Genomic DNA, 12858 nt, shown 5'->3' on the forward strand with positions numbered 1-12858 from the left:
CGCTCTCGCCTGGACCGGGGATCAGACGCTCGCCGCGATGCTCATCACGTACTGGCCGTAGCGGGACTTGGGAATCTCCGCGCCCAGCCGGTAACACGCCTCGGCGTCGATGAACCCCATGCGCAGGGCCACCTCCTCGACGCAGGCGATCCGCACGCCCTGGCGCTCCTCCAGCGTCTGGACGTACTGGCCCGCCTGCAGGAGCGACTCGGGCGTCCCGGTGTCCAGCCAGGCGAACCCCCGGCCGAGATCGACCAGCTTCGCCTGTCCGCGCTCCAGGTAGACCCGGTTCACATCGGTGATCTCCAGCTCGCCCCTGGGGGAGGGCCGGAGGTTCTTGGCGATGTCGACGACGTCGTTGTCGTAGAAGTAGAGGCCGGTGACGGCACGGTTGGAACGGGGGCGGGCGGGCTTCTCCTCGATCGAGACGAGACGGCCCTCGGCGTCGACCTCGCCGACGCCGTACCGTTCCGGATCCCGGACCGGATAGCCGAACAGCACGCAGCCGCGCACGTCCCTGGCGTTCTCCTCCAGGACGTCGGAGAAGGCGTGGCCGTGGAAGATGTTGTCGCCGAGCACCAGGGCCGCCGTGTCCGTGCCGATGTGGTCGGCGCCGATGACGAAGGCCTGCGCGATGCCCTCGGGCTCGCTCTGCTCGGCGTAGTCGATGCGCAGCCCGAGACGTGAGCCGTCTCCGAGCAGGCGCTGGAAATGGGGAAGGTCGACCGGAGTTGAGATGATCAGAATGTCCCTGATGCCGGCGAGCATGAGAACGGAAAGCGGATAGTAAATCATCGGCTTGTCGCTCACCGGGAGAAGCTGTTTCGAGACGGCCAGGGTTATCGGATGGAGCCTGGTCCCCGAGCCGCCTGCGAGGATGATTCCTTTCATTGAATAAAACCCCCATTCTAGGAATATGAATAACGCTATCCATTTGAGCTTCCGAGGTGCAAGGGAGGAGGCCGGCAACCGGGGTGGCGGTGGCCTGTTTAGGGGTTGTGACTTTGTGATCGCCAAGATTACCTTTGGTCAGGAAACCCTAGAAAGGAAAGTCATGGCCACTCTTGTCTGGGAATACCTGCGGGAATACGAGAATGAGCGGGAAGACATTCTCGACGCCGTCGAGACGGTCTTCGGCTCGGGCCGGCTCATTCTCGCCGAGAGCGTGCGGGGCTTCGAGGAGGAGTTCGCGGCCTACCACGGCGTGGGGCACTGCGTCGGCGTCGACAACGGCACCAACGCCATCAAGCTGGGCCTGCAGGCGATCGGCGTCAAGCCGGGCGACGAGGTGATCACCGTGTCGAACACCGCGGCGCCGACGGTGCTGGCGATCGACGCGGTGGGCGCCACGCCGGTGTTCGTGGACGTGCACCGGGAGAACTACCTCATGGACGTCGAGCAGGTGGCGGCCGCCATCACGCCCAGGACCCGCTGCCTGCTGCCCGTCCACCTCTACGGCCAGTGCGTCGACATGGCCCCGCTGGAGGCGCTCGCCGCTCAGCACGACCTCACCATCTTCGAGGACTGCGCGCAGGCGCACGGCGCCCGCCACCACGGCAGGCTGGCGGGCACCATGGGCAAGGCGGCGGCCTTCTCCTTCTACCCGACCAAGGTGCTCGGCGCCTACGGCGACGGCGGCGCCACCATCACCTCCGACGACACGACCGAGCAGAACCTGCGCAGGCTGCGCTACTACGGCATGGAGAAGACCTACTACGTCGTCGAGACGCCCGGCCACAACAGCAGGCTCGACGAGGTGCACGCGGAGATCCTGCGCCGCAAGCTCCGCAGGCTCGACGACTACATCGCGGGCCGGCGCGCCGTGGCCGCCCGCTACGCCGAGGGCCTCGGCGACACCGAGCTCGTCCTGCCCGCGCTGGCCGAGGGCAACGACCACGTGTACTACGTGTACGTCGTGCGGCACCCCAGGCGTGACGACATCATCGAGGCGCTCAAGGCCTACGACATCCACCTGAACATCAGCTACCCGTGGCCGGTCCACACCATGACCGGCTTCGCCCACCTCGGATACACCAAGGGCCAGCTCCCCGTGACCGAGGAGCTGGCCGATGAGATCTTCTCCCTGCCGATGTACCCGTCGCTGTCCAGTGGCGTTCAGGACAAGGTGATCAGCGCTGTGCGCGAGGTCCTGTCCAGGCTGTAGGGACCGTGGAAAGACCGTGCAGGCACGCGGCCAGGCTGCGTGCCTGCACGTTCAGGTAGTAGCTGTGACGGAGCAGCTCGCCGAGCTGGTGGACGGCCATCCAGCGGAAGTCGGGGTGGCCGAGGTCCCGGTCCGTCTCGATGATGAGGTAGCGGTTGCGGGCGCTGTAGAAACGCCCGCCCTCCTCGGACAGGACCGTCTCGTACCTGACCTGCCCGGGGCGGGCCCCCAGCACCTCGTCGAGGAAGAGCGGGCGCGCCGCCGCGGGAAGGTGGTCGTAGTTCTCCGGGGTGCACTGCACGGTCGGGGCCAGCTCGACCACGTCCGCGTACCCCGGTTCGACGCGCGCGTGCACCAGCGCGTGGAGCACCCCGTCGATCGGTTTGACCAGGAACGCGATGATCCCCGTGCCGAAGGGCTCGATCATCGGCTGCGTCCAGCTGCTGACCTCGCGGCCGCCGGCCTCCACGCTCACCCCGACGACGTCGAAGAACCTGCCGGTGTCGTGCGAGATCCGCCCGTCGGCCTGGTGCCAGCGCCGCAGCCCGTTGAGGGGAATCCGGCGGGCGTGGACGTCGACCCCGCTGCGCATCTCGGTGATCCAGCTCAGGATCTCGTCACCGTCGTGCAGGGCGCCCGCGCCCGGGTCGCAGGAGCGGATGAGCGCGGAACGGAACCCGTCGCCGGTGACCGTGCCGAACGTCCCGGTGAGGTCGGCGCCGGAGAACGGCATGCAGGACAGCACCGTCCTGGCGTCCATGTTCACCAGATCCGGCACCAGGAGCAGCTCGTGCACCTGCCCGAGCGTCAGCCAGCAGAAGCCCTCCATGAGCTCGACGTCCTCGGTGACCTCGACGATCATGTTCCGGTTGCGCTTCTGGTAGAACCAGGACCCCTGCTCCGACTGGCGCACGTCGGCTATCACGCCGTGCCGCGAGGTGTCCCGGAAGTAGTCCAGGTAGGGCACCGGCCTGCCCTGGTGCACCCGCGTGTAGTTGCTCCGGGTCGCCTGCACCGTGGGCGACAACTGCAGGCCGTTGTGGTTGCCGGGCTCGTTCTTCGCCTGCATCAGGCAGTGCAGGACCCCGTCGAACTCCTTCATCAGAATGCCCAGGATGCCGACCTCGGGCTGGTTGATGATCGGCTGGGTCCAGTCGGTGACCGCGTTCTCCGGAAAACTGACGTCCAATCCCTCGACGGTGAAGAACTTCCCGCTCTGGTGGCCGATGTTGCCGGTCAGGCCGTCATGGCCCCAGCCGACCAGATCGTCGAGCGCGATCTTCTCAACGTTCATGTAGTTGCGCTCGGCGACTCCGGCGAGCCAGCGATGGAAATCCGTCACGTCCGCGAACTGGACGCCTCTGGAAAGGGTGGACTCCGCGATTCTCAGTTGTTTGGGCTGGAGGGAAAGCGCAGGCATGGAAAACTCCTTAACGGATCAATGACAGCCACATGTCCCGGATCGAGTCCGGCAGGTCGATGCGGGGGTGCCAGCCGAGCAGCCGCCCGGCGAGGGTGATGTCGGCCCGGGTCCAGTCGCCGCCCTTGCTCTCCACCTGCCGGTCCTGCTCCTTCAACGCCTCCGGAGGGAACCCCGCGGCGGCCACCAGCAGCGCCACCAGCTCGCGCATGTCGGTCGCGACGCCCCGCCCGATGTTGACGGCCCGGCCGGCCGCCGGAGCGGACAGGGCCTTGACCACCGCGTCGGCGAGGTCCCTGACGTCGAGGTAGTCACGCTGCGCGTCGGCGATGCTCAGTTCGAGCCCCTCGGCGGCGGTCGTGTCACGGAGCCTGGCCGCGACCATGCCCAGGAAGCTGGCCTGCGTCGTGTACGGCCCGCACACGTTGACCGCCCGCAGCACGACGCCGTCCAGTTCTCCGGCGGCCAGCACCGCCTGCGATCCGGCGAGCTTCGTGCGGGCGTACGGCGTGGCCGGACGCGGGTCGACGGACTCGTCGATGAGCACGCCCGCCGGGACCGGGCCGTACTCGTGGATCGAGCCGACGTGCACCAGGCGGGGCCGGTGGCCGGCCGAGGCCGTCAAGGTCAGGGCCTCGACAAGCCGTTCGACCAGGCGGACGTGGGCGTAGGCCATCTCCTCCTCGAGTTTCGCCCACCCCCCGGTGGCGTTGACGACCGCGTCCACGCCGTGCGTCAGGAAGACCTCCGCGATCTTCTCCGCGGGGGTCGCGGCGACGTCCATGAGAAGGAACGGGTAGGCGGAGACGTGCGGGGCGTGGTTGCGGGCGACCGCGACGACCTCGTGCCCGTCGCGCGACAGCGCGGCGCACACCTGCCTTCCGACGCAGCCGGTCGCGCCCAGTACGGCGACGCGTGATGAGGGCATCTCTCCTCCGATGTCAGTCACGCCGAGCGCCCGTCACAGACGCCGGAAGGTGTCTTCGATGCGCAGGCACTTGTCGTACTCGGGCAGCAGGCCCGCGGCCCGCGCCTCGGCGAGGGTCGGCGCGGCGGTGTCCCGCTCGGACTGGATCGTCTCCAGCCCCTCGGGGATCTCCAGGCCGATGGCGGGGTCGAACGGCGTCAGCGCGAGCTCGTTCTCCGCGACATACGGCTCGGAGAGCATGTAGGACATCACGGTGTCGTCCTCGAGCGCGATGAAGGCGTGCCCGACGCCGGGCGGGAAGTACATCGCGCGGAACGCCTTCTGGTCGAGCAGTACCGAGTCCCAGCGGCCGAACGTCGGGGAGCCGACCCTGATGTCGACGACGATGTCGATCGCGCTGCCGTTCGCGCAGTAGACGTACTTGGCCGTCCCGGGCGGGGTGACGGTGAAGTGGATCCCGCGGATGACACCGCGCCGGGACTTGCTGTGGTTGCTCTGCGCGACCGGGAAAAGGGGGTGGCCGAGCGCCTCGACGAGCGCCGCCTCCTGGAACGGGGAAACGAAAAGCCCCCGTTCGTCGGGAAAGACGTTCGGGGTGAACTCGAATGCGCCCTCGACCGCGAGCCTGCGTGATTTCATGGGTTCTCCGCCGTTCTCTCAGATGTTCGCGAGGTGTTGTGAGATCAGGTCCCGCACCGCGGCCGCGTGCGTGGTGAGGAAGAAATGGCCGCCGGAGAACACCCGCAGCTCGAAGGAGGAGGTCGTGTGCTCGCCCCAGGCGGTCACCTCCTCGACGGTCGCCATCGCGTCGTCGTCGCCGGTCAGGGCGAAGATCGGGCAGTTCAGCCGCAGGCCCGGGCGGTAGCGGTAGGTCTCCGCCGCCCGGTAGTCGCTGCGCAGCGCGGGCAGGATCATGCGCACGACCTCCTCGTCCCCGAAGACCTGCGCGTCGGTGCCGTTCAGCTTCCTCAGCTGGGCCAGCAGCGTGCGGTCGTCGCCCTCGTGCACCCTCTCGTCCCGGTGCTTGGAGGGGGCGCGCCGTCCCGAGGCGAACAGGGCGAGCGGTACCGTCCCGCCGCGCTCCAGCCTCCTGGCGACCTCGAAGGCGAGCGTCGCGCCCAGGCTGTGCCCGAACAGCGCGACCGGCAGGTCCGTCCACGGCTCCATCTCGGCGGCGATCCGGTCAGCCAGCTCGCCGACGTCGCCGATGGGCCGCTCGTGCCGCCTGTCCTGCCGGCCCGGGTACTGGATCCCCACCACGTCGACCGACGGCGGCATGGTCTGGGAGAGCGGGAAGTAGAAACTCGCGGAACCGCCCGCGTGCGGAAAGCAGATCAACCGGACGCGGGCCTGATCGGCCGGATTAAAACGCCTGAGCCACAGGCTGCTATTTCCATCTACAATTGTCATAATTGTGGTTCCTTTCCGGTGGCCACCCACAGCCGAAAATGCCAGTGGCGGGCTACCGGCTCAACCCCTACATGTCCCCTGAACACGTATGCAGGGGTTCTCCCGCGATCAACGCGCCCATAGCCTGGAGGCCGGCGGCTGTCACTGCTTGTGCTATCGGGAGGCTTTATGCGTGTCCTTTTCACGACCCTTGCGGCCACCTCGCATCTGAACAACCTGGTGCCGCTGGCGTGGGCACTGAGGTCCGCCGGGCACGAGGTGTGCGTCGCCAGCCAGCCGAACCTCACGGAGGCGATCACCCGGACGGGCCTGACCGCCGTGGCCGTGGGGGAGGAGATGCAGAAGGCGACCGGTGACGAGTCATGGGGCGACGAGGCGGGCTCGCCGTACGGGCTGGGGTTCGACCTCGCCGAGACGCGCCCCGAGATACTGACGTTCGACTACGTGCGCGGGGCGCTCGAGGCCTACACCTCGACCGTCTGCGAGTATCTGACCGACCAGGCCATGGTCGACGACCTCGTGGAGTTCGCCCGCGCCTGGCGCCCCGACCTGGTGGTCTGGGACTCGCTGACCTACGCGGGCCCGATGGTCGCCAAGGCCTGCGGCGCGGCGCACGCCCGGGTACTGGTCGTCCAGGACCACTGGTCGCGGATGCGCGACCTCTTCCACGAGCTGAGCGACGAGCCGCGTAACGACCCGCTCACCGACTACCTGACGGGCAGGCTCGCCAGGTACGGCGCGGCCTTCGACGAGGACGCGGTGACCGGCCAGGTGACGATCGACCCGCTGCCCTCCTGGACCCGCTTCCCGCTCCCGGTCGAGCGGTTCCCGATGCGGTACGTCCCCTACAACGGCACCGCCGTCATCCCGAACTGGCTGCTGCGGGAGCCCCGGCGCCCGCGCGTCTGTCTCACACTGGGGGTGACCGGCAACGCCTTCGGCGTGCACGGCGGCGGCGTGTCGACCTCCGAGCTGCTCGACGCCGTGGCCGCCCTCGACGTCGAGGTGATCGCGACCGTGAGCCCGAGCCAACTGACTCCCGGGACGAGCATCCCGGACAACGTCCGGCTGTTCGACTTCGTGCCGCTGAACGCGCTCGTCCCCAGCTGCTCGGCCATCGTCCACCACGGCGGCGCGGGAACGCTGGGCACCGCGCTGGTCCACGGGGTGCCGCAGCTCATCGTCCCCAGCAATATCTGGGGCGAGCCGGTCTACGCCAGGGCGCTGGCCTCGTCGGGCGCCGGCCTGGTGATCGATCCGGAGCGGCTCTCCGGCCACCTGCTGAAGAGCGAGCTCCACCGGCTGCTGGAGGAGCCGTCGTTCCGGGCGGACGCCGTACGGGAGCAGCGGGAGATGGCGGCGACCCCGAGCCCCCACGAGGTGGCCGGCCGACTGGAGGAACTGGTGCAGAAGCGAGGCAGGGATGACTGAGAGCACTGACAACATCGAGGGCGCGCGGGAGGCCGTGAGCCGGGAGCCCGGGAACACGGCGGAGGACACGGCGGAGGAGACGGTGAAGGCCGGGCGGCGGGAGTGGATCGGGCTCCTCGTGCTCCTGCTGCCCGCGCTGATCGTCTCGATGGACAACACCGTCCTGTTCCTCGCGATGCCGTTCTTCAGCGCGGACCTCGAACCGACCGGCTCCCAGCTGCTGTGGATCCTGGACTCCTACGGGTTCCTGCTGGCGGGCCTGCTGATCACGATGGGCTCGCTCGGCGACCGGATCGGCCGGCGCAGGCTGCTGGTGCTGGGGGCCGCCGCGTTCGGCGCGGCCTCGCTCCTGGCGGCGTTCGCCCGCACGCCCGAGATGCTCATCGGCGCCCGCGTGCTGATGGGGATCGCGGCGGCCACGCTCGCCCCGTCGACCCTGTCGCTGATCCGCAACATGTTCCACGACCCCCAGCAGCGCACCACCGCGATCGGCGCGTGGACCGCGGCCTTCGGCGGCGGCGCCATGGTCGGGCCGATCATCGGCGGGTTCCTGCTGGAGAACTTCTGGTGGGGGTCGGTGTTCCTGATCAACGTGCCGGTGATGGTGCTGCTGCTCGTCCTGGCCCCGCTGCTGCTGCCGGAGTTCCGCGACCCCGAGGCCGGTCGCTTCGACCTGATCGGCGCGGCGCTCTCGCTGCTGTCGGTGCTGGCGGTGATCTACGGGATCAAGAGGCTGGCCGAGGACGGCTTTGACGCGGTGCCGGTGGCGGCCATCGGCGTGGGAGTGATCGCCGGTGTCCTGTTCCTGCACCGGCAGCGCCGCCCCGGCGCGCTGGTCGACGTCAGCCTGTTCCGTGACCGAGCCTTCGGCATGTCGATGGCGACCAACACGCTCGCCCTGTTCGCCATGGTCGGCTCGGGCCTGTTCGCCGCGCAGTACCTGCAGCTGGTGCTCGGCATGCGGCCGTTCACCGCGGCCCTGTGGTCGATGGTCTCGGTCGTCGGCATGGTCGTCGCCGCCACGGCGGCGCCGATGCTCGTGCGCTCGGTGCTGCCCGCCTACATCGTGGGCGTGGGACTGCTGATCGCGGCGGGCGGGTTCCTGCTGATCACCCAGGCGGAGACGGACTCGGGACCCGTCATGATCGTCGCGGGTTCGGCGGTGATGACGCTCGGCCTCGGCATGGTGCTGACCCTGGCCTCAGACATGATCCTGTCGGCCGCGCCGCCCGAGCGCGCGGGCGCCGCCTCCGGGCTTTCCGAGACCGGCAGCGAGCTCGGCGGCGCGCTCGGCATCGCGATCCTCGGCAGCGTCGGCACCGCCGTCTACCGTTCCCGGCTCGCCGAGCACGTTCCCCCGGGCCTGCCCGCGGAGGCCGCGGACGCCGCCCGCGACACGCTGGGCGGTGCCGTCCAGGTGGCGGGGCAGCTGCCCGCCGACACCGGGGGCGAACTCCTGCGGGTGGCCCGCCAGGCCTTCACCGAGGGAATGCACCTGTCGGCGTTCGCCGCCGCGGGTGTCGTGATCGTCACGGCCGTTCTGGCCGTGGTCCTGCTGCGCAACGTGCGGATAGGTGAGTGACATGTCCACAGCCCCACCTCCCAGCGCCAGGGGCACCGCGCCCTTCGGCGAGCACAGGACGTGGTACCGGGTCACCGGCGACCTGCGTTCGGGAAGACCACCGCTGGTCGTGGCGCACGGCGGCCCCGGCAGCACCCACGACTACCTGCTGAGCCTGGCGGCGCTGGCCGAGTCGGGGCACGCGGTCGTCCACTACGACCAGCTCGGCAACGGGGGCTCGACCCGGCTGCCGGACCGCGGCGACGACTTCTGGACGGTCCAGCTCTTCCTGGACGAGCTGGACAACCTGCTGCGGCACCTCGGGATCGCCGACGGCTACGTGCTGTACGGGCACTCGTGGGGCGGCATGCTCGCCGCCAAGCACGCCTCGACGGCGCCGCCCGGCCTGCGCGGCCTGGTCATCGCGAACTCACCCGCCTCCTACCCGCTGTGGCTGCAGGAGATGAAGGTGCTGCGCGAGCAGCTGCCGCCCGACGTGGACGCGACGCTCCGCAGGCACGAGGAGGCCGGCACCACCGACACCGACGAGTACTTCGCCGCGATGCGGGTCTTCTACGACAAGCACGTGTGCCGGGTCCTGCCGTGGCCGCGTGACTTCTTCGCCTCGTTCATGGAGATCCACCACGATCCCACCGTCTACCACAGCATGAACGGGCCGACCGAGTTCCACGTGATCGGCACGCTGCGGGACTGGTCGGTCGAGGACTGCCTGGCCGGCATCGCCGTACCGACCCTCCTGCTGTCCGGCCGCCACGACGAGGCGACCGAGGCGACCGTACGGCCTTTCCAGGAGGGCATCGAGGGCGCGCGCTGGGAGATCTTCGAGGAGTCGAGCCACGTCCCGCACCTGGAGGAGCCGGAGCGGTTCACCGCGGTCATGAAGGACTTCCTGAAGGAGGTGGAGCGGGGATGACGGCGCGGCCCACCCCCCTGCCCGCCGCCCTGCCCGCTGCGGAGACCGCCTTCGTGTTTCCCGGCATGGGCCCGTCCGCCTTCGCGGAGGTCGGCAGGTTCATGGTCATCAACCCGTTCGCCCGGCGGCTCGTCGCGGTCGCCGACGAACGGCTCGGCTACTCCCTCGTCGACCGCTTCCGCGAGACGGAGGGCGACTACAGCGAGTTCGCGCAGGTCGCCTTCCTCGTCAACTGCGTCGCCCTGGCGCAGTGGGCGCAGCACACGCTGGGCATCGACCCCGAGATCTGCACCGGCCCGAGCTTCGGGGAGAAGGCGGCGGCGGCCTACACCGGCGCGCTGTCGATGTCCGACGCCGTCTGGATGACCGCGAACCTGGCCCGGTGCATGGACGACTACTTCAGCCGCGAGCACCGGGACGTGGTGACGCACTCGTTCGTACGCGCCCCGGAGGAGCGGCTCCGGGAACTGCTCGCCGAGATGGACTCCCGCGGCGAGTGGTACGACATCTCCTGCTACGTGGACGAGGACTTCTTCATGCTCTCGCTGCGGGAGCGCAACCTCGAGTGGCTGGAGCGGCGGCTGCGCGGGATCGGCGCCATGTCGCTGTACACGATGCGGCCGCCGATGCACTCCGGCGCCTTCGGCGCGCTGCGGCGCCGGGCCGAGGACGAGGTCATCGGCGGGCTGGAGTTCGCCGCCCCCCGTATCCCGGTGATCGCCGACCAGGACGGGACGCCGGTGACCACCGCGGAGGGGATGCGGACCATGCTCCTGGACGGCTTCGTCCGCCCGCTCCGCTGGCCGGACGTGGTGGCGTCGATGAAGCGCATGGGAGTGACGAAGGTCGCCGTCTGCGGCCAGGACAGTCTGTTCGGCCGCGTTCCGTGCACGAGGAGGAACTTCGAGGTCGTCGCGGTCAACCCGAGGCTGGCGCTACGGCCCCGGCCCCGCGTGGGAGCCGGGGCCGTCTAGGCCCGCCGGTCGCCGTCAGGCGACCGGCTCCCGCACCGCGGTGAGCGCGCTCCACAGCAGGCCGGGCGTCGCGAAGGTGTCCAGGGTCAGCGCGTCGTCGCGGAAACGCACGTCGTACGCGCTCTCCAGCGTGGCGAGCAACTCCACCATTCCGAGCGAGTCGAGCCCGAAATCACGGAGTCCCGAATCGGCGTCGAGCTTCTCGTCGGCCGGAAGAAAGGGCAGGAACGGGCGGAGGATCTCCTCGAACTGCTGGTCCAGCATGATGGCTCCCATCTTGGCAATTTATTGTTGAATTTATCGGGGCAGGGCGTCCCGGGTAACCCCAGATAAACCCCTTAATTGTGCGGAGGAAATATGTCTGAAACGTTTGGGGGTGCGCTGTACACGCGTTTCCTGCGCGGGCTCGCCCTGTCGCCGGACCGGATCGCGGTCAGGTCCGGCGCCGAGGAGGTCACCTACGCGGACGCGCACCGCCTGGCGCTGCTGTGGGCCGGCGCGCTCCTGGCGGACCCGGCGGGGCCGCCCCGGGCGGTGGGGGTGCTGGCGGCCAAGAGCGTCCGGGCCTACGTGGGGATCCTGGCGGGCCTGTACGCCGGGGTGACGGTGGTGCCGCTGCAGCCCGGTTTCCCGGCCGCCCGCACCGCGCGGATGCTGGAGGCCGCCGGCGCGTCGGCCGTCATCGCCGACGACCGGGGGTACGCGCTGCTGCCCGAGCTGCTGCGCGAGCACCCCGGCCTGCGGGTGCTCGCGCCCGGCCACGAGTGGACCGGCGCCGCGCCCTGGCCGGAGATCCGCCTGGAGGAACGGCACGCGCTCGCCGCGCCGCGTCCCGTCGCCGCCTCGGACGTCGCCTACGTGCTGTTCACCTCGGGGTCGACCGGCAGGCCGAAGGGGGTGGCGATCACGCACGGCAACACCGGCCACTACTTCCGGCTGCTGGACGCGCGCTACGACTTCACCCCCGCCGACGTCTTCTCGCAGGTCTTCGACCTGAACTTCGACTGCGCCATGTTCGACCTGTTCTGCGCGTGGGGGGCGGGGGCCACCGTGGTCGTCGTCCCCCCGGCGGCCTACCGCGACCTTCCCGCCTTCTGCGCCGACCAGGGGATCACGGTGTGGTTCTCCACGCCGAGCGCCATCTCCCTGGTCCGCCGCATGGGCGGCCTGGGCGTGGGCGCGTTTCCCGCGCTCCGCTGGAGCTTCTTCGCCGGAGAGGCGCTGAGGTGCGAGGACGCGGCCGACTGGGAGCGGGCGGCGCCGGGCTCGATCGTGGAGAACCTGTACGGCCCGACCGAGCTGACCATCACCGTCAGCGTCCACCGCTGGTCGGCGGAGCTGTCGCCCGGGCTCGGTGTCAACGGCGTGGTGCCGATCGGCCTGATCCACGAGGGGCACGACCACTTCCTCCTCGCCGACGGCGAGGCCGAGGCCGGTGACGGGGCTGACGGGACCGGATCCGAGGAGACGACGGGGGAGGGGACGAGGGAGGGGACGGAGGGCGAGCTGTGCATCAGCGGTCCGCAGCTGACCCCCGGCTATCTCGACCCGGCCGACAACCTGGGGCGATTCCTGCGGCGCGGTTCCCGCGACTGGTACCGCACGGGTGACCGGGTGCGCCGGACCGCCGGCGGCGAGCTGGCCTACATCGGGCGGCTGGACGCCCAGGTGCAGGTGCAGGGGCTGCGGATCGAGCTGGCCGAGGTCGACCACGCCCTGCGGGCCTGCACCGGGGTCGAGGAGGCGGTGACGGTCGGCGTCCCCGTCAACGGGAGCGTCGAGCTGTACGCCTTCCACACCGGGGGAGGCACGCCGCCCGCGGTGCTCGCCAGGGAACTACGGAAGATCCTCCCCGACCAGATGATCCCCCGACATTTCCGGCATTTAGCGGAAATGCCCCTTAACTCCAATCGGAAAATCGACCGGTCGGCACTCAGGGGGAAGGCGGTCGAGCTTATTCAAGGGGTTTCCTAGGGGTGTGGCGCGCAGGGGCGGCACCGTAGCCTTTTAAAGGGGGATATTTCCGCCTTTATGGT

12 protein-coding genes are annotated in these 12858 nt (G+C 69.6%); 6 read left to right on the forward strand and 6 right to left on the reverse strand.

Annotated features, from left to right (window positions below; all coding sequences use genetic code 11):
• Window positions 1-21: 21 nt before the first annotated feature.
• A complete protein-coding gene (gene rfbA / locus AB0N02_RS19090) occupies window positions 22-891 on the reverse strand; it encodes a glucose-1-phosphate thymidylyltransferase RfbA (RefSeq protein WP_363947957.1) in 870 nt (289 codons plus the stop codon).
• 163 nt (window positions 892-1054) lie between these two features.
• Here rfbA and AB0N02_RS19095 point away from each other — a divergent pair, with 163 nt between their 5' ends.
• Entirely contained in the window at window positions 1055-2164 is a 1110-nt protein-coding gene (locus tag AB0N02_RS19095; RefSeq protein WP_363947960.1) for a DegT/DnrJ/EryC1/StrS family aminotransferase, read from the forward strand.
• On the opposite strand, the gene AB0N02_RS19100 is transcribed toward AB0N02_RS19095, so the two are convergent.
• The 4 genes from AB0N02_RS19100 to AB0N02_RS19115 are packed head-to-tail and all read right to left on the reverse strand — an operon-like array spanning window position 2130 to window position 5922.
• Entirely contained in the window at window positions 2130-3584 is a 1455-nt protein-coding gene (locus tag AB0N02_RS19100) for an NDP-hexose 2,3-dehydratase family protein (RefSeq protein WP_363947962.1), read from the reverse strand. The genes AB0N02_RS19095 and AB0N02_RS19100 overlap by 35 nt on opposite strands.
• Before the next feature lie 10 nt (window positions 3585-3594).
• Window positions 3595-4512, reverse strand: coding sequence for an NAD(P)-dependent oxidoreductase (locus tag AB0N02_RS19105; protein WP_363947964.1), 918 nt, complete (start codon window positions 4510-4512; stop codon window positions 3595-3597).
• A 33-nt stretch (window positions 4513-4545) separates the two neighbouring features.
• Window positions 4546-5151 (reverse strand): dTDP-4-dehydrorhamnose 3,5-epimerase, encoded by a 606-nt coding sequence (rfbC, locus tag AB0N02_RS19110; RefSeq protein ID WP_363947967.1) that lies wholly within the window; start codon window positions 5149-5151, stop codon window positions 4546-4548.
• Window positions 5152-5169: 18 nt separating this feature from the next.
• Entirely contained in the window at window positions 5170-5922 is a 753-nt protein-coding gene (locus tag AB0N02_RS19115) for a thioesterase II family protein (protein ID WP_363947970.1), read from the reverse strand.
• Window positions 5923-6090: 168 nt separating this feature from the next.
• Here AB0N02_RS19115 and AB0N02_RS19120 point away from each other — a divergent pair, with 168 nt between their 5' ends.
• Genes AB0N02_RS19120 through AB0N02_RS19135 form a run of 4 tightly spaced genes read left to right on the forward strand, consistent with a single transcriptional unit; the run spans window position 6091 to window position 10822 of the window.
• A complete protein-coding gene (locus AB0N02_RS19120) occupies window positions 6091-7353 on the forward strand; it encodes an activator-dependent family glycosyltransferase (protein ID WP_363947972.1) in 1263 nt (420 codons plus the stop codon).
• Window positions 7346-8935 carry an MFS transporter gene (locus tag AB0N02_RS19125; protein WP_363947975.1) on the forward strand — a complete coding sequence of 530 codons (1590 nt, stop codon included), beginning with the start codon at window positions 7346-7348 and terminating at the stop codon, window positions 8933-8935. The genes AB0N02_RS19120 and AB0N02_RS19125 overlap by 8 nt, the downstream gene beginning before the upstream one ends.
• A 1-nt stretch (window position 8936) precedes the next feature.
• Entirely contained in the window at window positions 8937-9848 is a 912-nt protein-coding gene (locus AB0N02_RS19130; protein WP_363947978.1) for a proline iminopeptidase-family hydrolase, read from the forward strand.
• Window positions 9845-10822 (forward strand): acyltransferase domain-containing protein, encoded by a 978-nt coding sequence (locus AB0N02_RS19135; RefSeq protein ID WP_363947981.1) that lies wholly within the window; start codon window positions 9845-9847, stop codon window positions 10820-10822. The genes AB0N02_RS19130 and AB0N02_RS19135 overlap by 4 nt, the downstream gene beginning before the upstream one ends.
• A 15-nt stretch (window positions 10823-10837) precedes the next feature.
• Here AB0N02_RS19135 and AB0N02_RS19140 read toward each other — a convergent pair whose 3' ends face one another.
• On the reverse strand, window positions 10838-11098 hold the full coding sequence (locus AB0N02_RS19140; RefSeq protein WP_363947983.1) for an acyl carrier protein: 261 nt from the start codon (window positions 11096-11098) through the stop codon (window positions 10838-10840).
• Between the two features lie 81 nt (window positions 11099-11179).
• Between AB0N02_RS19140 and AB0N02_RS19145 the strand changes: the two genes are divergently transcribed.
• The gene (locus AB0N02_RS19145; protein ID WP_363947985.1) at window positions 11180-12796 is read left to right on the forward strand and encodes an AMP-binding protein; all 1617 of its coding nucleotides are present in this window, start codon (window positions 11180-11182) and stop codon (window positions 12794-12796) included.
• Window positions 12797-12858 lie beyond the last annotated feature (62 nt).

Source organism: Streptosporangium sp. NPDC051022, assembly GCF_040683035.1.
GTDB lineage: Bacteria > Actinomycetota > Actinomycetes > Streptosporangiales > Streptosporangiaceae > Streptosporangium.

Coding starts and splice junctions, on each gene's coding strand:
- rfbA (WP_363947957.1), bottom strand. CDS start 891: ATGAAAGGAATCATCCTCGCAGGCGGCTCGGGGACCAGGCTCCATCCG.
- AB0N02_RS19095 (WP_363947960.1), top strand. CDS start 1,055: ATGGCCACTCTTGTCTGGGAATACCTGCGGGAATACGAGAATGAGCGG.
- AB0N02_RS19100 (WP_363947962.1), bottom strand. CDS start 3,584: ATGCCTGCGCTTTCCCTCCAGCCCAAACAACTGAGAATCGCGGAGTCC.
- AB0N02_RS19105 (WP_363947964.1), bottom strand. CDS start 4,512: ATGCCCTCATCACGCGTCGCCGTACTGGGCGCGACCGGCTGCGTCGGA.
- rfbC (WP_363947967.1), bottom strand. CDS start 5,151: ATGAAATCACGCAGGCTCGCGGTCGAGGGCGCATTCGAGTTCACCCCG.
- AB0N02_RS19115 (WP_363947970.1), bottom strand. CDS start 5,922: ATGACAATTGTAGATGGAAATAGCAGCCTGTGGCTCAGGCGTTTTAAT.
- AB0N02_RS19120 (WP_363947972.1), top strand. CDS start 6,091: ATGCGTGTCCTTTTCACGACCCTTGCGGCCACCTCGCATCTGAACAAC.
- AB0N02_RS19125 (WP_363947975.1), top strand. CDS start 7,346: ATGACTGAGAGCACTGACAACATCGAGGGCGCGCGGGAGGCCGTGAGC.
- AB0N02_RS19130 (WP_363947978.1), top strand. CDS start 8,937: ATGTCCACAGCCCCACCTCCCAGCGCCAGGGGCACCGCGCCCTTCGGC.
- AB0N02_RS19135 (WP_363947981.1), top strand. CDS start 9,845: ATGACGGCGCGGCCCACCCCCCTGCCCGCCGCCCTGCCCGCTGCGGAG.
- AB0N02_RS19140 (WP_363947983.1), bottom strand. CDS start 11,098: ATGGGAGCCATCATGCTGGACCAGCAGTTCGAGGAGATCCTCCGCCCG.
- AB0N02_RS19145 (WP_363947985.1), top strand. CDS start 11,180: ATGTCTGAAACGTTTGGGGGTGCGCTGTACACGCGTTTCCTGCGCGGG.